Annotated in this window: 17 protein-coding genes and 1 pseudogene; all 18 read left to right on the top strand. The window is 55.1% G+C overall.

Annotated elements, in window-relative coordinates:
- The first annotated feature begins 258 nt into the window (after positions 1–258).
- The gene (locus KQI82_RS00555; RefSeq protein ID WP_216557240.1) at positions 259–1200 is read left to right on the top strand and encodes a DUF6017 domain-containing protein; all 942 of its coding nucleotides are present in this window, start codon (positions 259–261) and stop codon (positions 1198–1200) included.
- 61 nt (positions 1201–1261) lie between these two features.
- A complete protein-coding gene (locus KQI82_RS00560; RefSeq protein ID WP_302634253.1) occupies positions 1262–2071 on the top strand; it encodes a ParA family protein in 810 nt (269 codons plus the stop codon).
- Positions 2028–2966, top strand: a complete 939-nt coding sequence (locus tag KQI82_RS00565) for a ParB/RepB/Spo0J family partition protein (protein ID WP_216557243.1) — start codon at positions 2028–2030, stop codon at positions 2964–2966. The genes KQI82_RS00560 and KQI82_RS00565 overlap by 44 nt, the downstream gene beginning before the upstream one ends.
- Positions 2963–3805: a hypothetical protein gene (locus tag KQI82_RS00570; RefSeq protein WP_216557246.1), complete on the top strand. Its 843-nt coding sequence runs from the start codon at positions 2963–2965 to the stop codon at positions 3803–3805. The genes KQI82_RS00565 and KQI82_RS00570 overlap by 4 nt, the downstream gene beginning before the upstream one ends.
- 110 nt (positions 3806–3915) lie before the next feature.
- Positions 3916–4362, top strand: coding sequence for a helix-turn-helix domain-containing protein (locus KQI82_RS00575; RefSeq protein ID WP_216557249.1), 447 nt, complete (start codon positions 3916–3918; stop codon positions 4360–4362).
- Positions 4363–4408: 46 nt separating this feature from the next.
- The gene (locus KQI82_RS00580) at positions 4409–5296 is read left to right on the top strand and encodes a HipA domain-containing protein (protein ID WP_338148998.1); all 888 of its coding nucleotides are present in this window, start codon (positions 4409–4411) and stop codon (positions 5294–5296) included.
- Positions 5297–5405: 109 nt separating this feature from the next.
- Positions 5406–6053 (top strand): YodL domain-containing protein, encoded by a 648-nt coding sequence (locus KQI82_RS00585; RefSeq protein ID WP_216557255.1) that lies wholly within the window; start codon positions 5406–5408, stop codon positions 6051–6053.
- Positions 6050–6871: an LPD28 domain-containing protein gene (locus tag KQI82_RS00590; protein WP_216557256.1), complete on the top strand. Its 822-nt coding sequence runs from the start codon at positions 6050–6052 to the stop codon at positions 6869–6871. The genes KQI82_RS00585 and KQI82_RS00590 overlap by 4 nt, the downstream gene beginning before the upstream one ends.
- A 904-nt stretch (positions 6872–7775) precedes the next feature.
- Positions 7776–8066 (top strand): TnpV protein, encoded by a 291-nt coding sequence (locus KQI82_RS00595; protein ID WP_241426741.1) that lies wholly within the window; start codon positions 7776–7778, stop codon positions 8064–8066.
- Between the two features lie 50 nt (positions 8067–8116).
- Positions 8117–15751, top strand: a pseudogene (locus KQI82_RS00605) (LPD11 domain-containing protein); the annotation flags it as partial.
- Positions 15752–15775: 24 nt separating this feature from the next.
- On the top strand, positions 15776–16183 hold the full coding sequence (locus KQI82_RS00610; RefSeq protein ID WP_216557258.1) for a hypothetical protein: 408 nt from the start codon (positions 15776–15778) through the stop codon (positions 16181–16183).
- 13 nt (positions 16184–16196) lie between these two features.
- Positions 16197–16958, top strand: a complete 762-nt coding sequence (locus KQI82_RS00615; RefSeq protein ID WP_216557260.1) for a DUF3848 domain-containing protein — start codon at positions 16197–16199, stop codon at positions 16956–16958.
- Between the two features lie 177 nt (positions 16959–17135).
- Complete coding sequence (locus KQI82_RS00620; protein ID WP_216557262.1) at positions 17136–17363, top strand: antitoxin VbhA family protein; 228 nt, start codon at positions 17136–17138, stop codon at positions 17361–17363.
- A 13-nt stretch (positions 17364–17376) separates the two neighbouring features.
- Positions 17377–18405, top strand: a complete 1029-nt coding sequence (gene rhuM / locus KQI82_RS00625; RefSeq protein ID WP_216557265.1) for a virulence RhuM family protein — start codon at positions 17377–17379, stop codon at positions 18403–18405.
- A gap of 113 nt (positions 18406–18518) precedes the next feature.
- Entirely contained in the window at positions 18519–19433 is a 915-nt protein-coding gene (locus tag KQI82_RS00630; RefSeq protein WP_216557268.1) for a DUF3991 and TOPRIM domain-containing protein, read from the top strand.
- Between the two features lie 154 nt (positions 19434–19587).
- A complete protein-coding gene (locus KQI82_RS00635; protein ID WP_420908118.1) occupies positions 19588–19878 on the top strand; it encodes a plasmid mobilization protein in 291 nt (96 codons plus the stop codon).
- A gap of 1 nt (position 19879) precedes the next feature.
- Complete coding sequence (locus KQI82_RS00640; protein ID WP_216557271.1) at positions 19880–21220, top strand: relaxase/mobilization nuclease domain-containing protein; 1341 nt, start codon at positions 19880–19882, stop codon at positions 21218–21220.
- On the top strand, positions 21204–21815 hold the full coding sequence (locus tag KQI82_RS00645; protein WP_216557273.1) for a PcfB family protein: 612 nt from the start codon (positions 21204–21206) through the stop codon (positions 21813–21815). Before KQI82_RS00640 ends, KQI82_RS00645 begins: the two co-directional genes overlap by 17 nt.
- The last annotated feature ends 25 nt before the right edge of the window (positions 21816–21840 follow it).

Consider the following 21840-nt stretch of genomic DNA (forward strand, 5'->3'; position numbering starts at 1 on the left):
CCCGAAATTATCTTCTTTTATACGCTGTTACCCTTGACCGCGTGAGCTGATAAGGGCAAAATCAAGGGAAAACCCCATGCGGGAAACACAATTATTTGACAAACGGCTGACAGTGATGTGTTAAGTCAAACTGAATAAGAATCCACCGGCAGGTCCGGTTACGGTAAGGGAGCATTGCGCGTCAATGCTCCCTTTTACTATACCACAGACCGCCGTTGAGAGATATATAAAAACTGTGGCAGAACGGAGGTGTCAGATATGCCGCAGGCGATCTTTGCATACCATCTCGGCATGGACGCCGAGCAATACGCCTTTTTCCGCATCCCCAAGCTCCTGATCACCGAGCCGTACTTTCGGCGGCTCTCCACCGACGCGAAGCTGCTGTACGGCCTCATGCTGGACCGCATGAGCCTGTCCATGAGAAACGGCTGGATGGACGATGACGGCCATGTGTATATCTACTTTACGCTGGAGGAGGCGTGCGAACAGCTCTGCTGCAAGACAGATAAGGCGGTCAAGCTGTTCGCGGAGCTGGACAGCGCCAAAGGCGTTGGCCTCATTAAGCGGGTCAAGCAGGGGCTTGGCAGACCGGCAAAAATCTATGTTCTCCGCTTCATGGGCATGGAGGACGAACCGGGCAAGGATACGCCGGAACCGGAGCCTCCGAGCTGCCGAAATCCAGACTTCGGAAAAACCGAAGTCAAGAGTTCTGAAAAACCGAAGTCTGGACCTCGGAAAATCAGAAGTCAAGACCTCGGAAAAACCGAGGGTAATAAGACTGATAAGAATAATACTGAGTTGAGTAATACTGATTCATCTATCCATCCGGGCGCGCAGCCGGAGGATGTGATCGAGGGATACCGAAAAGAGATTCGGGAGAACATCGAGTATGACCACCTGCGCCGGCAGCATCCCTATGACGACATCGACGAGATCGCGGACCTCATGCTGGAGGTCCTCTGCACACAAGGCAGCTTCATGCGGATCGGTGGAAAGCAGCTTTATACGGCGTTAGTGAAGGAGCGTTTTCTGAAGCTGGATTCCTCCCACATCGAGTATGTGCTGGACTGCCTGCGGGAGAGCACCGCGGACATTCGCAACATCAAAGCCTATCTACTGGAGATGCTGTTCAACGCCCCGGCTACCTGCGGCAGCTACTACCGCGCCAAAGTGAATCACGACTTCCACGACAGCGGATAGGCAGAGCGAACAGCTCTGCTTTTTTGAAACCCATTTTACGACTGAAAGGAGCATCGAACCCGTGAAAACAATCGCACTGGCAAATCAGAAGGGCGGCGTGGGTAAGACCACCACAGCCGCCAGCCTCGGCATTGGTCTTTCTCGGCAAGGTAAAAAAGTCCTGCTGATCGACGCCGATGCACAAGGCAATCTCACGCAGATGTTGGGCTGGCCGCAGCCTGACGAATTATCCCCCACGCTCTCCACTCTGATGGAGAAGATCATCGCAGAGCAGCCCATCGCCCCCGGTGAGGGCATTCTGCACCACCCGTCCGGCGTCCACCTTGTCCCCGCCAATATCGAGCTGTCGGCACTGGAGGTCACGCTGGTCAACACCATGAGCCGTGAAACGGTGCTGCGGCAATATCTGTCCACGGTGGCAGACCGCTATGACTACGCGCTCATCGACTGTATGCCATCCCTCGGTATGCTGACCATCAACGCCCTGACCGCTGCGGACAGCGTGATTATCCCCGTGCAGGCGCAATATCTCCCCGCAAAGGGGCTGGAACAGCTTTTGCGAACCATCACCCGCGTGAAACGGCAGCTCAACCCGAAGCTGGAGGTGGACGGTATTGTGCTGACGATGGTGGACAGCCGTACCACACTGGCGCGGGAGATCAATGCGCTTGTCCGCAAAACCTACGGCGGTCATGTGTTCGCAAGCGAAATTCCCCGTTCCATCAAGGCGGCGGAGATCAGCGTAGAAAACAAAAGCATTTACGACCATGACCGCAGTGGCAAGGCGGCGCTGGCGTATGAAAATCTGACGAGGGAGGTGTTGAGCCTTGGCAAGCAAATTAAGCGGCATCGAGCTGACCCGGTACGATGACCTGTTCAAAACGGACGCGGAGCGAGAAGCTGACCGGCAGGAGCGGATTCAGATCGTTCCTGCCTCAGAAGTTTTCCCATACTCCCGCCAGCCATACACCATTGACCGCCCCACGCCTGATCTGGTACGGCTCATGGACAGCATTGAGCATATCGGCATCGCTGAGCCGTTGATCGTCCGTCCCCGTGACGCTGGCGGATATGAAATTATCTCCGGCCACCGGCGGGATTACTGCGCGAAGGCCGTGGGATTGGATACCCGCCCCGTCATCGTCCGCAATTACAGCGACGAGGAAGCGGACATTTTGGTCGTGGACTACAACATCAACCGTGAGGACCTGCTGCCCAGCGAGAAAGCCAAAGCCTACAAGCTGAAACTGGACGCCATGAAGCGGCAGGGGCAGAAGCGATTCGGCACTTCTCCCCAAAATGGGGAGAAGTTGAAAGAAAACTACTCTGTAAGTATTCTTGGTGAACAAGTCAAGGAAAGTGCAACGCAAATTCAACGGTATGTTCGTTTGAATTTGCTTATTCCTCCGCTTGTTGAGGCCGTAGATAAAGGCTTTTTGAAACTTGCTCCCGCAGCGGATTTTCTCTCCCACCTGTCCGAAAAAGAACAGACCTACCTCCTGCTTGTCATGGAGCGCGATGAAGTGACCCCGTCGCTGGGACAGGCTCAGCGGCTCAAGCAGCTCAGCGCCGAGGGCGAGCTGGAGAATAACATCATCGACCTCATCATGCGGGAGGAGAAGCCGTTGGAGCGCAAGGTCACCATCCGAAATGACCGGCTGCAAAAGTATTTCCCACCCAGCTACACCCCAAAGCAGATGGAGGATGTCATTATCAAGCTGTTGGAAGGTTGGCACCGCAAGCGGCAGCAGGAGCAGGTGCGATGAGGAACGAACCGATGCGCAGGAATGACCTGCCGGAAACCTGTTTTTCCATTCTGCCGTCCAGCGGGCAGCTTATTATCATCCGGTGCGGTGAGCGCGGCTATTATCCCTCTGAGTGGGACACCGGCAGCCGGAAGGAAAACCGCGAGATCGCCAGCAGCCATAATGTGCGGCGCGGCATCACGGATATTCAGGAAGCGGCAATGCTGGCAGGCTCCATGTTCGGCTGGAACACACCGGGCGCGAACCCGCAATGGTATTTGGATAACGCAAGATATGTGAATTCCAACATCGTCCAAGGCCATATCAAAGACCCAATCATGAGCGTGTACTATCCCGTCAGCAGTTTCCTGTTGCGCTATGAGATCATGGGCAAACAGCACTTTTATCTGCCCGTGGACAAACTGCCGCAAGAGCTGATGGGCCAAAGGTCGCAGTTCATCATGCTGCCGGATATGCTATGTGGAGTACCGGCCATGCCGGTGACAGCGACCTTTGCACAAAACGGGAGCTGCACCGTCCAGTTAGAACACGGCAGCTATGTAGTGGGGGAAATGGTCAATCAGGAATACCACATCACCGCCCGCATCCGCGTCGGCAGTGCCGAGTTTGTCATGGGCGAATGTGAAAAAGCCCCTGCCCCCTTTGTCACATGGCAGCGCAACTGCAAAGACGACGGGGACGGCCCACCCAATTTCTTTTGGGGGCATTACCGCTCTGACCGCAGCTCCTGCATCGAGGATTTCTGTGAACGGGCCGGAAATGAATGCGAGAAGCAAATGGAGTGGCAGAGGTGTGTGCCACATGAGAGAAAATCTGGGGAGCATAAAACAGAGCGGTGACATCTGGCAAAGATGTGAGAAAGAAGTCGCCTCATTGCTATTGACGCTAAGTCGGCATGCCGATATAATGAAAGTGTCGCAAGAACCCTTCAGAACAGGAGACGAGGAAAATGGACTTGCAGACTTTGCTCAATGAGCGGAACCTTTCAAAATATCAGCTATCCAAGCTCAGCGGCGTTCCCAAGACGACGATTATGGATATATGCGCCGGAAGAAGCGATATGGAGCGGTGCAATGCAAAGACGGTGCAAAAGCTGGCGCAGGCGCTGAACTGCACGATGGAGGACATGATGAAACTGTCCTCCCTCTATGACGAAAAGGGCCTTCCCAAAGACCGCAGCTATCTGGAGTGCGGACTGCCGGAATTTTTGCAGGAGTCCATCCAAGCCATGGTGAAAGCGTGGCAGAAGGTGGACAATGGCGAGAACTATACGCTTTGGGACTGCGATTACTGCAATCTGCAAAGCGACATCAACAGTGCGGAGGTCAACCAGATCATCAGCCCAGAGCAGGCGTGGTATCTCCGTGAAAAATATCTGAGAATGGAACGGGAGTGAATAAATGCAGATCGTTGATTTTACAAACCTTCCGAAGCGAAACAAAATGTATGCCGGTGCAAACGGCAGCAAGATCTCTGTGATTTACGAGGGGCAGCAATATATGCTGAAATTTCCTCCTCCGCCCACCAAAAACAAGGACATGAGCTACAGCAACAGCTGCTTTTCCGAGTATCTTGGCTGCCAGATCTATGAGAGCATTGGTATTCCTGTGCAGAAAACCATGCTTGGCACCTATACCGTAAAGGGGAAAGAAAAAATCGTGGTGGCCTGCGGCGACTTTACAGAGCCGGGTGTCACCCTACAGGATTTCGCCTCCCTGAAAAACCAGATCATTGACTCTGAGCGCAGCGGCTACGGCACGGAATTGTCCGATATTCTTCACACCTTTGAGGAGCAAAATGCAGTTGACCGCATGGCGGTAACGGAGAGATTCTGGGATATGTTCATTGTTGATGCGCTGATTGGCAACTGGGACCGGCATAACGGCAACTGGGGTTTCCTCTATGATGCGCGGACGGATCAGATGACGCTGGCTCCGGTCTATGACTGCGGCAGCAGTCTGTATCCCCAAGCGGACGAAAAGATCATGGAAACGGTGCTTGCCAGTGAGCAGGACATGAATTACCGCATTTTCGAGATCCCCACCTCTGCGATCATGGTCAACGGGAAAAAGATCAAGTATTTTGATTTCATTTCTTCCCTGCAAAATGAGGACTGTAACCGCGCATTGAAGCGCATTGTCCCCCGTATTGATATGGCAAGGATACGCAAGCTCATTGCGGATACGCCGTTTATTACGGACTTGCAGAAACGCTTCTATTGCACCATGCTGGAAAAACGCAAGGAGCGAATCTTGGATTATTCTCTGGAAAGGGTGAAGAACGCCCCGACCAAAAGGCGTCCGGCCAAGCAGGATCGGGGCATACGATAATCGAATCATCGAATGAGCGGCACGGGAAACCGTGCCGTTTCGCTTTGCCGGGATTATTCTACGATGAATGTCTCGGCCTTATTTTTTAGAACGATAGAGGTGAAAGAGAATGACAGACCGTGAGCCGGTAAACATCATGGGCGTTATCGCCTTTCCAAACCCTAACAAGGATGAGCGCATGATCCGCTTCATCGACAGTGAATACCACACGCTCTTTACCATCAAGGACGGGGAAAGCATCGTCATTACCCGCTTTGACGGTGAAAAGATGGTTTTGCCCTGTAAGTACATTGACGATTGCCATGTCTGCGTCGGCAACTCCGCCTATCATATTTGCGAGTTTGCGGAAATGCAGGAACGCAGCGGCAACACCTATGTTCCCAGAACGCCGAAAATCAGCGACGAGATCTGCACCTATGAAATCTATCAGATCCCCGCAACTGCTGATGTGGACTACTATTTCCGGTCTTACGCGGCGGCAAAGGGAAAACTCCAGAGCGCTGATTATCGGCGTTCTTACGCCGGTATGTTCGCAAAGGAAAATTCGCTGGAGCATCTTTGGACAAAGCACAACAGCGACCACCGCCCCTTTGCCCGTCGGATGCGTTCCCTGTCCGTAAGCGATGTGGTGGTACTGACACAGGCCGGAAAGAAAACTGCCTACTACGCCGATACCTTCGGTTTCCAAGATGTGCCGGAGTTTTTAGCACAACAGAGAGTGCAAAAGAAACACAGAGAACGAGGTGAAGCCAGATGAGCTATGACGCGCAGAAGGTGACCTATCAGGAGGTCACGATTTTTGACCGACCGGCCTTGTTTACGGAATGCCGCATTGACCGAGCCACCGTGCCAGAAGGCGTATATCGCTACGAGCTGCGCCATGGCGATGCAGATTGGGGTGAGCCGATAGAACTGTCACGGAGTCTCATGGTCAACTTCTATGGCACCGTTCTCACCCGTGATCCATTCCAGCTTCCCCTTGACGGGTGGATTCCGCTGGAGAGCGGCACCCTTTCCTTTCAAGATGGTGGATGCCGTACTCTTGCGGAATTTCAGGAGAAATATCCCGCCAGCGAGAAGGATGTCATTGACTTTTACAGCGTCAATGAGCCTGCGCTGCACGCTCTCTATTTCTCCCGCAGTGAGGAACAGGACAAGTCTGCGGGCTGTGTGGGACACCTGCGTGGTGATTTTGGCAGCGGCAAGCAGTTTTACACAACATGGTGGCCCCACCAGCAAGATGCACTGAATACGCCGGAGTTTAAGGCCGATATTGACCGCACCGTAAACTGGCTGCGGGAGCAGCCGGACTCCCCGCTGCGGGACTTCGACAGCATGAAACGCTACTGCAACCGGTATGAGCAGATCTGCGCCATCAAGGGTGCGTTGCTTCCCTCTTGCGGATTCATGGTGAAAACAAAGCGGTATGTGTATATGCTCCGCTGTACGCCAGTTAAAGGTGATTACCAGTTTTATATTTATTGCTATCAGCGGAAGCCATTTGAAAAGGCCCAAAAAGAACAGCAAAAGAATGACCGGCTTGCAGTAAAAAAGCGGGCGGAGCCGGAGAGATAGGAGGTGCGAGCCTTGCCAACCAAATTTCAGCTTATCACAGAGCTGTATGACCAGACTGTGCAGAGCGTTACCGGCAGCTATCAAAGCTGGACGGGCTTTCTCCGCGCGGCCTGCTACAATTACAAATGCCCCTTCGATGATCAAATTCTGATCTACGCCCAGCGCCCGGACGCCACGGCGGTCCTTGAGATGGAGCGCTGGAACCGTCAGTTTGGCCGCTGGGTCAACCGTGGAGCCAAGAGCATCGCCGTATTTGGCGATGACGGTCAAAACTGCCTGAAGCTCTATTTTGATGTTTCGGACACCCATGCGTCCCGTTTTGCCCGTCCACTGCCCATCTGGACGATGCACCCGGCCTTTGAACCGGAGGTCATCGAAACGCTGGAGGCCACCTTTGGCAACCTGTCTGAAAAAGAAAATCTGGCGGACGCCGTGCGCTCCGCCTGCCACAACGCCGTGGCGGACAACTTCACGGACTACCTGCAAGACCTGCGGGAGTGCCGGGAGGACAGCCTGCTGGAGGAACTGGACGACCTCAATTTGGAGGCGTTCTACCGGGACGCGCTGGAGGTCAGCGTGGCCTATATGCTGATGACCCGGCTGGGCCTGCGGGCAGATGATTATTTCACCGCTGACGAATTCGCCCATGTTTACGAATTCAACACACCGCCAACCATCAACGCCCTGGGCATCGCCACCAGCGACATCGCGGAGATGGGGCTTCGGGAGATCAGCCGAACGGTCATGCAGGCCCAGCGGGATCAATTTTTTGCAAACCGCGAAAAAAACGGTTATGATGGCCACACAGAACAACACGAAACACCCCATGAAAGGAGCGAACAGCATGGAGGTCACTTACAGGATGCAGAACGGCTATCAGGTGCCGAACCTGCTGATGCCGCAGATGCCGGAGGTACATCTGGGCAAGTACGCGGAGCTGCGGAGAGAATATCTGATGAAGCACCGCAGGGTGCTTTACACCAATCTCAAGACCAGCGGCAAGCTGACGGAGCATCTGGCAGAGATCGAGCAGACCGCGCGGAAGATGGTGGAGCAGACCGTGGCGCAGATGGCACAGAACGAGGGCGTGACGGAGGAATTGAAGGCGGCCGATCCCATGCGCTGGACGGGTCTGATGAACAATCTCCGGCACAGCGCGGAGGAACTGGCGCTGGCCGACCTGATCTACGCCTGACAACCGAAGAACCCACAGAGGCAGGAAGTGATGAACTTCCTGCCTTTGTCGATCACAGTGGAGATTATGTACTGCTGGACCGTCTGCGCGCCGACTGTGACTACTTCCTCGGCGCTGGTGGCCGGAGTGAAAAGCATTTGTGGGCAGGCAATGTCCACGCGCAGATCAAAAAAATGCGGGAACTGCATGACGCCCTCCCGGAAAAACCGGAATGGCTGACCGCAGAAGCCATTGACCGCTACGCCGCGCAGATGGCCGCGCCCTATCAGGTCGCAGCCTATCACCATACTGAAAACGGCTTTGACGATAAGCTGGACTATCAGACACTGGAAGAAGCGGAGGCCGCAGCGCAGGGCTATGTTGCCGGTACAATGGAGGAAGATGGTTTTGCCTATGACGGCGCTGCCGTGTATGATGCCGAAACACGCCAGTGCCTCCGCGTCTACGGTGATTATCCGGACGAAAAGGCGCAGGAACAGGCAGCAGCCTTTGCACTGGAGCATGACACCGCACAGCAAAATACCGCAGAACTGCCCGCCTTTTTGGATATGCATCTCATTGAAGCGAATCTGCTGGACGACGGTGGACGCAAGCACAAGCGGCAGGAGATCTTTGAATACTTTCAGGCGCACAAGAGCCTTGCGGAACGGACGGAGTTCTTAAAAAACAGCTACAATGATATATGGGTGGAAGTCCTGACCGACGGTGTTCGGACAGGCTACCACGCCGAGAAAGACGGACTATTGATGTGGGAGGGCAGCTACCTCTCCCGCACCTCGGAGTCCGTTTTTTCATGGTCGGTCATCACCGAGATGACCGAGGGCCTGATCGAGCGCGGCGAGTACAAAATTAAGCTGGGCCTGCAAAATGCGCCGGTGATGGCAGAGCAGCTTGCCCTATTCGACATGGGCGGCGACGCCCCGGTGTACGAAGCTCCGGCAGATGCGCCCTCTGGCATTCTGGCCCCGGCCCGCACGGTGCCGCAGGAGGTCATTGATCTGACGCTCTGCACGGGCGGAAACGAACCCAACAGCGCGGAGCGCATCGCGGTGTTCTATATGCGGGAGCACCCGGAACAGGAAAACATAGAGTTCCTGCGCCGGGAGTTCGGTAGGGCGAACGGGCGCGGCATTGAATACGAAGGCCGCAAATACACCGTGTGGTTTCTGGAGGACGGCATCCACCTCGCCCAAGGCGACAGCATCCGCACCGGATACAGCAAAACCGTGGTCACATGGGAGCAGGCATCGGCGCGTATTTCGGAGCTGCTGGAGGGCGGCACCTACCTGTCTGCCGCTGAACTGGCGCAGGCCCCGGACAAGGTGCTGCACGAAGCGATGGACGCCCTCCTGATGACCGCCCGCGACCTGAACGAAGAAGGCCGCGCGCGGGGCCTATTCCCGCAGACATTGGCCATCCATGACCAGCATAAGACTTACCCGGAACTGGACGAGGATATGGTGGCCTTTGCAAAGACTGAGGGTGGGCTGCAAGCACTGGCACAGGAATATCACACTTTTCTTGCCGTTTATGCCCAAGGTAACGACATTATGTGTTGGCGGTTATCCGATTACAACACCCACCGGATCGGCGTTGTGCTGGATGGCCTCTCCTACCCAGAGCGCAACTTTACCGCCCAGCCGGGTTTCCTGCGGCAGTGCAAGATGTTCATTACGCAGGATGAGATCGACCAGTTCTTCCTAAGTGGCAGTATTGATGAGCGGTTGGCGGTGTACTCCCATTTCTGCTATCCCCACGCACCGGAAGAACACCAGAAGTTCATCAAGAGCCAGTTTGGTGAGTACAGCGGAGGAGCCTGTGCTGGATATTCCCATACTAAGACTTCTAAAGGGCTAGACTATGCGCGAGATTACGAACGCAAAACATACGATACCGTCCATTTGACCATCCCCAATGTGGTCAAGGAATATCAAAAACTCATTACGCAGAAGCGTTTCCCCGGCGAGGATGCGATTGCAAAAATCCCGGAATATGAGCGCAGACAACTGGCACGGGCAGTTTACAACGGCTTCTATAATGCCCCGGATGCAATCCCACGACCCTATCCCCAAAATACGGACTTTTATGATGCTGTCCCCATCATTGAGCAACAGCTTCAGGATAAAGCCAAAGCTGCGGAAATACTGGCGGCGCTGACTTCCCGGCTGGACGGCACGGATGAGAGTGACCGTTCCTATGATTCCGTCCGCCACGCAAGGAAGCAGCTTTCCGAATATGTGAGCGGTACCTTTAGCCTGTTCAACCACAAGCATGACGCCCCGCAGCAGGAACGCAGCTTTGTGGAGCAGGTCGCAGAGGACGCCACACGGTTTGCCGCGGAGCAGTCGCCCGCCTATGAGCGGTTCGGCGTGATCGAAACTGAGGACGGCTACGCCGTCTGGGACGATATTCGGGACGAGATCTATGTGGACAGCGAGGGTGTTCGTGAAACCTTCCCCAGCGAGTGGCAAGCCGAGGACTATCTGGAGCAGGTCAGAAAGACGGTCAGCGAAAAGGAAGCGGCGGAATGGCTCTATGTGGAGCACGCCAAAGACACCGCAGCGGAGCAGCCAGTCGAGCCTGCCCCGCAGCCAGTACTTACCGATGAGGAATTTGCCGCACAAAATCTTGTTCCCGGCGAAACAGTCTTTGAGATTGAAGGCAGGACCTTCCTTGTGGATCGCGTGGATACCGCGCACGGCGTTGTCAACTTTCAAGACATCACCTTTGTCCAAAAGGTCGGCTTTCCCATCTTCCGCACGGAGCCGATCTCCTTTGTTCGGAAAATTGTGGAGCAGGCGGACCCCGCTGCGCTGGCCCCGCCGCAGCCGCAGACGGACGAGCCGCCTGCGGCGCTTACCTCGCCGAAAAAGGAAAAGCAAAACGCGCTTGCCTATCCGCTGGACGCGGATGGCCGGAACTACCGCATCACCGATGACCACATCGGAGAGGGCGCGCCGCTGGAGCGTTTTCAGCGCAATCTGGACGCGATCCGTACCCTGAAAGCGGTGGAAGCGGAGAACCGCAGCGCCACAGCGGAGGAACAGGCGGTACTGGCGCAGTATGTGGGCTGGGGCGGTCTGGCGGACTTCTTTGACGAGAAAAATCCTCGTTACGCTGAACTGAAAGAACCGCTTACCGATGCCGAATACGCCGCTGCCCGTGAATCCACGCTCACGGCGTTCTTTACGCCGCCTGTGGTCATCCGCGGCATCTATGCCGCCCTGGGGCAGATGGGCTTCACGCAGGGCAACATTCTGGAGCCGTCCTGCGGCATCGGCAATTTCCTCGGTATGCTGCCGGAAGATATGAGCGGCAGCAAGCTCTACGGCGTGGAGCTGGACGATCTCTCCGGACGCATCGCCCGCCAGCTTTATCAGCGCAGCAGTATTGCGGTGCAGGGCTATGAGAAAACTGCCTTCCCGGATAACTTTTTCGATGTTGCCATCGGCAATGTCCCCTTCGGCCAGTTCCATGTGCCGGACAAACGCTATGACCGCCTGAACTTTCCCATTCATGAGTATTTCGTGGCCAAAATGTTGGATCAGGTCAGACCGGGCGGCGTTATCGCCGTTGTGACCTCCAGCTACACCATGGACAAGCGCACCGCCAGCGCGCGAAAATACATCGCGCAGCGAGCGGAGCTGCTGGGGGCCATCCGGCTGCCCAACAATGCGTTCAAGGCCGCGGCGGGTACCGAGGTGGTTTCAGACATTCTGTTTTTGCAGAAGCGGGAACGAATGGTGGATATAGAACCCGAATGGGTACACCTTGCCACCAACGAGGACGGCATCCAGATGAACAGTTATTTCATCGACCACCCGGATATGATCTTGGGCGGGATGAAGATGGTGTCCGGGCCGTTCGGCCCCACGCCTACCTGCGAGCCGTACCCGGAGCAGCCGTTGGAAGCACTGTTGGCGGAGGCCGTTCAAAATATTCACGGCGAGATCGCCGCCTATGACCGGGAGGATGAATTGGAGGGCGAGGATCATTCCATTGAGGCCGATCCCGCTGTCCGCAACTTCTCCTATACACTGGTGAACGGGCAAATCTACTACCGTGAAAACAGCCGCATGAACCCGGTGGAGGTATCCAAGACGGCAGAAAGCAGAATCCGCGGCATGATCGAGCTGCGGGACTGTGTGCGGACGCTGCTGGAATACCAGACCGAGGACTATCCCGATGAAGAAATCAAGGCGCAGCAAGCCAAGCTGAATACCCTCTACGACGCCTTTACCCGCAAATACGGACTCATCAACTCCCGCGGCAACGCCATCGCCTTCGATCAGGACAGCTCCTATTTTCTGCTCTGTTCACTGGAAATTCTGGACGAGGACCGGAACCTGAAACGGAAGGCCGACCTGTTCACCAAGCGCACCATCCGCAGCCACAGACCCGCTGAAAAGGTAGACACAGCGGTGGAGGCGCTGGCACTGTCCATCGGAGAAAAGGCCCATGTGGATATGGACTATATGGGCAGGCTCACCGGCAAGGACGAGGAAACGCTGTTTTCTGACCTCAAGGGCGTGATTTTTTTGAACCCCGCTTACACCGGCGAGAGCGATGGGTATGAGAAATACCTGCCCGCGGACGAGTATCTTTCCGGCAATGTGCGTCAGAAATGGGCGGTTGCCCAAGGTAAGGCGGAGCAGGACCCGCAGTATCAGATCAACGCCGAGGCATTGGCGCGGGTGCAGCCCACCGACCTCACTGCCAGCGAGATCTCCGTCCGGCTGGGCGCTACCTGGTTAGACACCGAATATGTGCGCCAGTTTATCTTTGAAACGCTGGGGACGCCCCGCAGTGCCCAGTGGGGCATGAAGGTCCACTATTCCGGCATCACCGGCGAGTGGCGTATCGAAGGCAAGAGCAAGGATCGCGCCAATGTAAAGGCCATCAGCACCTACGGCACCAAGCGTATCAACGCCTATGAGATCATTGAGGACACCTTAAATCTAAAAGATGTTCGCATTTTTGATTATGTGTACGATGCCGATGGCAGGAAAACCGCTGTTCTCAACAAGAAGGAAACCGCCATCGCCCAGAGCAAGCAGGAACTCATTAAAGAGGCTTTTGCTGAGTGGATCTGGAAAGATCCTGACCGGCGCGAGGCCATCTGTAAGACCTATAATATTCTGTTCAACAGCAACCGCCCCCGTGAGTATGACGGCAGCCACATCAGCTTTTCAGGCATGAACCCGGAGATCACGCTCCGCAAGCACCAGGTCAACGCCATCGCCCACATCTTGTATGGCGGCAATACCCTGTTAGCACATACAGTGGGCGCGGGAAAAACCTTTGAAATGGTCGCGGCGGCGATGGAATCAAAGCGGTTGGGCCTGTGCCAGAAGTCCCTCTTTGTGGTGCCCAACCACCTGACAGAGCAGTGGGCCACTGAGTTTTTGCAGCTCTATCCGGCAGCGAACATCCTTGTCGCTACCCGTAAGGATTTTGAAACCAAAAACCGCAAGAAATTCTGTGGTAGGATCGCCACCGGTGACTACGATGCCATTATTATCGGGCATTCGCAGTTTGAGAAGATCCCCATGAGCGTAGAGCGCCAGCGGGCCATTCTGGAACAGCAGATCGACGAAATTATGATGGGAATTTCAGAGGCCAAGCGAGAAAAAGCGGAGAATTTCACGATCAAACAGATGGAGAAAACCAAGAAGGGCCTGCAAGCCAAGATCGACAAGCTGAATGACCAGAGCCGCAAGGACGATGTGGTCACATTTGAAGAGTTGGGCGTTGACCGAATTTTCATCGACGAGAGCCATTATTTTAAAAATCTCTTTCTTTACACGAAGATGCGCAATGTGGGCGGTATTGCCCAGACCGAGGCGCAGAAATCCAGCGATTTATTTATGAAGTGCCGCTATTTGGACGAGATCACCGGAGGGCGCGGCATTGTCTTTGCCACCGGCACCCCCATTTCCAACAGCATGGTGGAGCTTTACACCATCCAGCGTTACTTGCAGATGTCGGCGTTGGAGGAGCAGGGCTTACAGCACTTCGATAGCTGGGCGGCGAACTACGGCGAGACCGTCACCGCCATTGAGTTGTCCCCGGAAGGCACCGGCTATCGCGCCAAGACGCGCTTCGCCAAGTTTTATAACCTGCCGGAGCTGATGAGCGTATTCAAAAATGTGGCGGACATCCAGACGGCGGATATGCTCAAGCTCCCCGTGCCGGAAGCGCATTACCACAACATCGCCTTGAAGCCATCGGAGTATCAGAAAGAGATCGTGGCATCGCTGGCGGAGCGTGCTGAAAAAGTCCGCAACCGCGAGGTGGACAGCAGCGTGGACAATATGCTGCTCATCACCAACGATGGCCGCAAGCTGGCGCTGGATCAGCGGCTGGTCAATCCCATGCTTCCCAGCGATCCCAACAGCAAAGCCGCCAAGTGCGCGGAAAATGTGTTTGAGATCTGGCAGCGCACCGCGGACAAGCGTTCCACCCAAATGATTTTTTGCGACCTGTCCACTCCAAAGGATGACGGCACCTTCAGCGTTTATGATGATATTCGCGCGAAATTGCTGGAATTGGGTATTCCCGAAAACGAGGTCGCCTTCATCCACAACGCCAAAAGCGAGGTACAGAAGAAAGACCTGTTCGGCAAGGTGCGGAGCGGTCAGGTGCGTATCCTGCTGGGCAGTACCCAGCGCATGGGCGCTGGCACCAACTGCCAGCAAAAGCTCGTCGCTTTGCACCATCTGGATTGTCCGTGGCGTCCGTCCGACCTTCAGCAGCGGGAGGGGCGCATCATCCGGCAGGGCAACGAAAACCCGGAGGTAGACATTTACAGCTATGTCACCGAGGGCACCTTCGATGCCTATTTGTACCAGCTGGTAGAATCCAAGCAGAAATTTATATCGCAAATTATGACCAGCAAATCGCCTGTCCGCTCCGCCGAAGATGTAGACGAACAGGCGCTTTCTTATGCCGAGATCAAGGCACTGGCCAGCGGCAACCCCATGATCAAGGAAAAGATGGATCTCGACATTGAGGTGTCCAAGCTGAAGCTGCTGAAAGCCAACCACCTTTCTCAGAAATACGCGCTGGAGGACGCCATCAGCAAGGGCTTTCCGAAGCAAATCGCGGAAACACAGGCACGGATCGCCGGTTATGGCGCGGATATTGCCACGGTCAAGGAGAACACCCATCCCAATGGGGACGGTTTCTCTCCGCTCACGCTGGCGGGTGTCACCCATGCCGACAAAAAAGAGGCGGGCGCGGCGCTGCTGACCCTATGCCAAAATATGCTCTCCCCGGAGGCGACACAGATCGGCAGCTATCGCGGTCTGACGCTGGAGCTGGCGTTCGATACCTTTGCGCGGGAATACCGCCTGACCATGATCGGGCAGCTCCGCCACACGGTCACGCTGGGAACCGATGTGTTCGGCAATTTGCAGCGCATGGACAATGCGCTGGAGGGCCTGCCCATCAAGGAGCAGGCTTGCCGGGAGCAGCTTTCCAATCTGCAAACGCAGTTGGAAACCGCAAAGGCAGAGGTACAAAAGCCGTTTCCCCGCGAAGAGGAACTTACGACCAAAACGGCACGGCTGGAGGAATTGAATACCCTGCTGAATTTAGACCACAAGGAGCCTGAGATCGTAGACACCGAGCCGGACGAGGATCAAAGGCCGCCGGAGCGCCGCAGACCGCAGTTGGAGCGGTAAAATCAATAGAAATTGGAGGAAATTATGGGTTATCAGGAAAGCTGGCTCTACATCGAGCCGCAGCGCAAGTTTGAAAAGCTGATCCGCGCTTACGAAAAGGCGGAACAGTCCGGCTACTATGAGGTGGCCGGAGCGGAGCCCCGTTCTGTGGTCGTGCTGAAGCAGCCCTTCGGGGACATTCCCGCTGGGAAAAAGCTGCTGTGGGTGTGCGGTGATCGCAGCTTTCACAACGCTGCCGGAGTATTTGCCGGGGAGCTGAAGTGCTCCGGCAGGCTTCGCGTGATCCCGGTGGAGGCGGTGCTGAACGGCACCGACGATCCCCGCATGGAGGGGCTGGACTTTGACAGTCCGGCCCCCAGCGAAAACGCCTATATGAAACGATACAGTGTTGCCAATTACGCCCACCGGATGCGGGCGGGGCTGGCGAGATGAAGGGAGGTTTACCATGACGAAGGAACAGTTGGAAAACAGGCTCTATGAGCGTATGTCTGCGGAAAATGAGGCGTTTCTGGCGGATCTGAGAGTAAAGCCCGTGGACGAGATCATTTCTCACGCCTACGAAATCGCCTGCCGTGACAACCTGCTGATACTTTTTGAGGATGAAACAAGCCTCTCCGAGCGGCAGCTTGCGGTGCTGAACGAGTTTGAGCATCCCCTGTCACAGCTTTATACAGACTGGCTCTCCCGCGATACGGATGAGATGGATGCCTTTCGTGACAGCATTGCGTGCTGTGCGGATGATATTCTGCGAAAAAGAGTCGAAGAAAAATATCGAGATCCCGCGCAGCCCATATACCCTAACACCCGTTCGGAAGCCATGGCTCGTGGAGAGGTCTTTGAGTGGATGGCCAGCCGGGATCGGACGCTGACCTGTGCGGGAACCTTTGAGAAGGACGCGACCAACGCCTACAACGATGGAAAGCTGCCTGCTTTTTTGAAGGAGTGGACAGCGGCTTATGGCAAGGAACGCTGTATGTTCGTGCTGGCCTGCACCATGGCGCAGCGCACGGGAGATGAGCGATTCTACCCACCGGCGCGTCAGGCCGCAGGCCGCTTTGCGGCGCTCCAAAAGCAGATGGGCGGGCACACAGATGTTTACGCGGTGGACAATCACTCCTGCGTGATCAATGCCGCGATGGAGCAGCTTGCCAAGCCGGAGCGCAGTGTGGAGCGAAAGGCGGTGAAAAAAGATGCGCCGGAGCGGTAAGATTATTTTTGAAATAAGGCAAAGAAACAAACGGCTTTATTTCAGAAAGTGGTTTTATTTCTGAAATAAGGCTGCATTGGAGCAGTGTCCGTGAGTTTTCTGAGGCGCTGACCATAAGGGCTTTCTAAAACGGATTTTGCGTGTTATAATGCTTGAAAGAATAGGAGAGACGCTGAAATGACGATTGCAGCAAAAGAACGCAGAATTCAGGCGGTAAAGCTGGCAGATGCCTTGAATGCCATCGAAGGCGTCCCTGTTTCGGAATATACCAAGATGCTCTCACACTGCTGGGCAAACGGCGATTCGACTGGCGAGCAAATGAAAGAGGCTCTGCTGGCCTCCCATTACAGGTTGGCAGCGCAGGAGTATTCTGCTCATGAAACTATGTTTAGTCAAGAACAATAGGAGGAACCGATGCATGGACGATTTAGCAATCAGCAAAAACAGCATCCATCCTGAACAGACGGAGATCATTATGTATCAGACCGAGGATGGTCTGACAAAAATCAATGTCCGCATGGAAAACGAAACCGTTTGGCTGACACAGGCACAGATGGCAGAGCTGTTCCAACGAGAGCGCAGCGGTATCACGAAACATATAAAAAATGTATTTGCTGAAGGTGAGGTAGATGAAAAAAGCAATGTGAAAAATGTTCACATTGCAAATTCGGATAAACCCGTCGCATACTACAGCTTAGATGTTATCATCTCTGTGGGCTATCGTGTGAAGTCGTTGCGCGGTACCCAATTCCGAATTTGGGCCAATTCCGTGCTGAAAGAATACCTCATCAAAGGCTTTGCCATGAACGATGAGCTTCTGAAGCAAGCTGGCGGCGGCAACTATTTTGATGAGTTGATGGATCGCATCCGCGATATTCGCTCGTCTGAAAAAGTGTTCTGGCGCAAAGTCCTGGACATTTACGCCACCAGCGTGGATTATGACCCGCGGACAGAAGCCTCCGTCCTTTTCTTCAAAACCGTCCAGAATAAAATGCACTGGGCCGCTCACGGTCAGACGGCGGCAGAAAAGATTTTTTACAGTGCAGACAGCAGCAAACCCAACATGGGCCTGCACTCGTTTTCCGGAAGTCACCCGACCCAGAACGACGCCCTCATTGCTAAAAACTACTGCACGGAGGACGAATTGCTGGCGCTTAATGATATTGTGTCGGCCTATCTTGATCTCGCAGAGATGCAGGCACGACGCCGCATTCCTATGTATATGTCCGACTGGATCGACACACTGGACGGCTTTCTCAAGCTCTCTAAACATGAGATATTGACTCATGCAGGAAAAATCAGCGCGGCCGCAGCGGAGAGAAAAGCCAAGGAAGAATACCGAAAATACAAAGAACTTCAGTCTGTCGGATTATCCAGAGGTGAAAAGGACTACATTGCCGCATTGGAAAGCGCTGAGCAAAAATTGCTGAAAAAGAGCGAGCAATAAGCGATTCATATTACTCAGAAGCCGTTTGCAGAAATGCAGACGGCTTTTCTGATACCCGGAGGTGATTCCCCATACCCTACCTATCAAAAGACCAGATCGCCGCCGCCCGCGAGATGGATCTTCTGACCTACCTGCGGCGATTTGAACCGCAAGAGTTGGTGCATATCGGCGGAGACACCTATGCCACCCGCACCCACGACAGCCTAAAAATCTCCAATGGAAAATGGTGCTGGTGGTCGCGTGGTATCGGCGGCACAAATGCGCTGGACTATCTGACAACAGTGGAGGGTGTTTCCTTTTTGGACGCCGTGCAGCGTATCCTTGGGGAACCGCCCCATGTGCCGCGCAAATCAGAGCCAACCGAACCGCTCCCGAAAACTGAATTTACCCTCCCACCCAAACACGCCGACACCCGGCGTGTTTTTGCATATCTGCGGAGCCGGGGCATTGACGCGGAAATTATCAACCACTGCATCAAGCACGGGCAGCTTTACGAGGACGCCGAGCGCCATAACTGCGTATTTGTGGGTTATGAACATGGAAAGCCTGCCTATGGTGCGCTGCGAGGGACGCTTTCAGAAACTACCTTCGCCGGTGAAGTACCTGGCAGCGATAAGCGGTTTTCCTTTGCCGTTCCCCTCCGCGCCGGTGGCAAAACCCTCTGCGTGTTTGAATCCGCCATAGACGCCCTTTCTTACCTGACGCTGCTGAAGCTGCGGGGGCAGGATTGGCGCGCCGCCAATACGCTGTCCCTCTCCGGCATCTATCAGCCACGGAAGGACGGCTCGATTCGATTCCCCGCGGCGCTGGAGCAATACCTGACGGATAACCCCGGCGTGAAACGAATCGTGCTGTGTCTGGACAACGATGTGCCGGGACGGGCGGCGTCGGCAGCAATTAAGCAAGCATTAGCAGGCTACGAAGTCATCGACAACCCACCACGGCGCGGAAAGGACTACAACGACCAGCTCCGGCTTGTGAAAGGAATCAGCGGCAGGGTAAAGACCCGTGGCGGTGAGGCGCGCTGATTTGTTTTTCGGCTGGTTTAGGACTGCAAGCGGCCTGCGGCTGCTTTGCAGTCGCAAGCATAGCATTTGGCTATCCAAATGCGCTTGTTAGGGGAGCAAGCCCCCTAAGACCCCATCCTATTTCAAGGAGGAATCTGTTATCAGAAAACGATCTATCTCTATTCTTCTCCGTTTGAACGAAACGGAACACCGGCATCTGAAGGAGCAGGTGGCAATTTCCGGTTTCCCCATGGAGGTCTATCTTCGCACATTGATCGCCGGTGAAAAAATGCGGCCAAGGCCACCCAACGAATACGCCGAGATTCGCCGCCAGCTCGCCGCCATCGGCAATAACATCAATCAGATCGCCCGCACAGTCAACGCCCGTGGCTTTGCCAGCGGTGAGGACATCGCCGCGATCACGGCGGCGCAGGAAACGATTTGGAACATCGCGGAGCGGCTGTGACATGGCATACACCAAGGTATTCGCCATCCGCGCAAGGCTGGACGACCGCGTGAAGTACGCCGTCAATGGGGAAAAGACCGAGCTGGACGAGCGGATCGTCTACACCGCTGACCCGGAGAAAACCGATACCGTGCGCTTTGTGACCACGCTGAACTGCCGGTCTGCCGAAACCGCCTTTGCTGCCATGCAGAAAACGAAAAAGAAATACAAAAAGACGGGCGGCGTTCTCGGCTATCATTTCATTCAGTCCTTTGCACCCGGCGAGGTCGCGCCGGATCAGGCCCATGAGATCGGATGTGAGTTTGCACGGCGGCTGTTCGGCAATGATTTTGAGGTCGTCATCGGAACGCACTTGGACAAGGCCCATCCCCATAATCACATCATCGTCAATTCTGTCTCCCGCACGGACGGCCACAAGTACCATTCCAGTCCGGAAAGCTATTACAACGATGTGCGCGGCACCTCGGACGCACTGTGCCGGGAGAATGATTTATCTGTCATCGCCCCGCAGAGCAAGGGCAAGCATTACGCCGAGTGGAAAGCGGAGCAGGGCGGCAAGCCCACCGTGCGCGGCGTGATCCGCGCCGACATTGACGCCATCATCCACCAAGCCTACACCTACGATACTTTTCTCATGCTGCTGCGAAAGAACGGTTACGAGGTACGCCGCAGCCCCAATCGGAAATACACCACGGTCAAGCCCCCCGGCGCAAAGCGGGCGATCCGGCTGGACAGTCTGGGCGAGGGCTACACCGAAGCGGATATTCTGCTGCGGCTTTCCAAACAACGGCACGGCGGCATAGCCCCGCCAATCATCGCCCATTCCGTCAAGCGTTACCGCATGAAGGGTAAGCTGTCCACCGTCCGAAAAAAGAAAATCACCGGCTTTCACGCACTCTATCTCCGCTACCTCTATCTGCTGCGTGGGGGCAGGCGGAAAAAGCTGCCGCCCAAGCTGCCCTTTTCCGTCAAGCGGGAGGTCATTCATTTGGAGCGGTATGAGCAGCAATTCAAATATCTTTTATCAAGCGGAATTACCACCGAAGCGGAGCTGGAGCAGCGTATCCGTGTGCTGGAGTGGGACATCCGCTTGTTGGAGGAACAGAGAAAACCACTTTATCAGGAAAGGAGGAATACCAACGATGAAGAAGCACAAGCCAAGTACAGCACAGAGATCCAACAGCAGACTGCCGCCTTGCGGGAGAAACGCCGGGAAGTGCGGCTGTGCCGCAGGATACAATCGGACATTCCGAGGGTATCCCAGCAGTGCCAGCAGGCGCAGGCTGAACGGCAGGAAAATCTAAAGAAGAAGGAGGAACACGAGCATGAGTACCAACGGTGAAACCGCTGACCTGATGGTGCGTGAGGGCATCCAGATCACCGAGAGCGCCCTCAAGCTGGCAGGGCTGGGGGCGAAAAATCTTGCCGCCCTTCTGATTGCCCTTGCCAACGACAATCAGAAGCTCGCCGGTAAAACCAACCTCAAGCGCCTGATCCACGACGGCGAGGAGCTGACGATCTTTTCTGTCAAGCAGGAGGACTTGAAGGGCTTTCAGATGGAAGCCAAACGCTACGGCGTCCTGTTTTACCCCATCGTCAATAAGGTGGAAAAGACCGGGACGGTAGAAATTATGGCAAAAGCCAAGGACGCCAAGCAGATCAACCGCATTTTTGAACGCATGGGCTATCCCGCCCCGGTGAAGGAGGATACTGCCGCAAAAAAAGAGAACGCCCGCGCTCCGTCCGAGAACAGCTCCAAGGAGCGCGGGACTGGTGCGAGAGCGTCTACGGAACCGGCTGCGGAGAAAGCTGATGCCCACCCCTCTGTCCGCAGCCGCCTGATGGCACTGCAAGCCGCGGCAGAACGGGATGGCACGGCACCCACCAAGGACACCGTGCGGGAAGCCATTCAAAAGGCTATGCCTACGCGGGAATAAATTGATTTTGAGAAGGAGAAACGAA

Source organism: Dysosmobacter acutus, assembly GCF_018919205.1.
GTDB classification, from domain to species: domain Bacteria; phylum Bacillota; class Clostridia; order Oscillospirales; family Oscillospiraceae; genus Oscillibacter; species Oscillibacter acutus.

Bases quoted from the DNA above. Each gene is read 5' to 3' on its own strand.
- KQI82_RS00555 (WP_216557240.1), top strand. From the start codon at position 259: ATGCCGCAGGCGATCTTTGCATACCATCTCGGCATGGACGCCGAGCAA.
- KQI82_RS00570 (WP_216557246.1), top strand. From the start codon at position 2,963: ATGAGGAACGAACCGATGCGCAGGAATGACCTGCCGGAAACCTGTTTT.
- KQI82_RS00575 (WP_216557249.1), top strand. From the start codon at position 3,916: ATGGACTTGCAGACTTTGCTCAATGAGCGGAACCTTTCAAAATATCAG.
- KQI82_RS00580 (WP_338148998.1), top strand. From the start codon at position 4,409: ATGTATGCCGGTGCAAACGGCAGCAAGATCTCTGTGATTTACGAGGGG.
- KQI82_RS00585 (WP_216557255.1), top strand. From the start codon at position 5,406: ATGACAGACCGTGAGCCGGTAAACATCATGGGCGTTATCGCCTTTCCA.
- KQI82_RS00590 (WP_216557256.1), top strand. From the start codon at position 6,050: ATGAGCTATGACGCGCAGAAGGTGACCTATCAGGAGGTCACGATTTTT.
- KQI82_RS00595 (WP_241426741.1), top strand. From the start codon at position 7,776: ATGCCGGAGGTACATCTGGGCAAGTACGCGGAGCTGCGGAGAGAATAT.
- KQI82_RS00610 (WP_216557258.1), top strand. From the start codon at position 15,776: ATGGGTTATCAGGAAAGCTGGCTCTACATCGAGCCGCAGCGCAAGTTT.
- KQI82_RS00615 (WP_216557260.1), top strand. From the start codon at position 16,197: ATGACGAAGGAACAGTTGGAAAACAGGCTCTATGAGCGTATGTCTGCG.
- KQI82_RS00620 (WP_216557262.1), top strand. From the start codon at position 17,136: ATGACGATTGCAGCAAAAGAACGCAGAATTCAGGCGGTAAAGCTGGCA.
- rhuM (WP_216557265.1), top strand. From the start codon at position 17,377: ATGGACGATTTAGCAATCAGCAAAAACAGCATCCATCCTGAACAGACG.
- KQI82_RS00630 (WP_216557268.1), top strand. From the start codon at position 18,519: ATGGATCTTCTGACCTACCTGCGGCGATTTGAACCGCAAGAGTTGGTG.
- KQI82_RS00640 (WP_216557271.1), top strand. From the start codon at position 19,880: ATGGCATACACCAAGGTATTCGCCATCCGCGCAAGGCTGGACGACCGC.
- KQI82_RS00645 (WP_216557273.1), top strand. From the start codon at position 21,204: ATGAGTACCAACGGTGAAACCGCTGACCTGATGGTGCGTGAGGGCATC.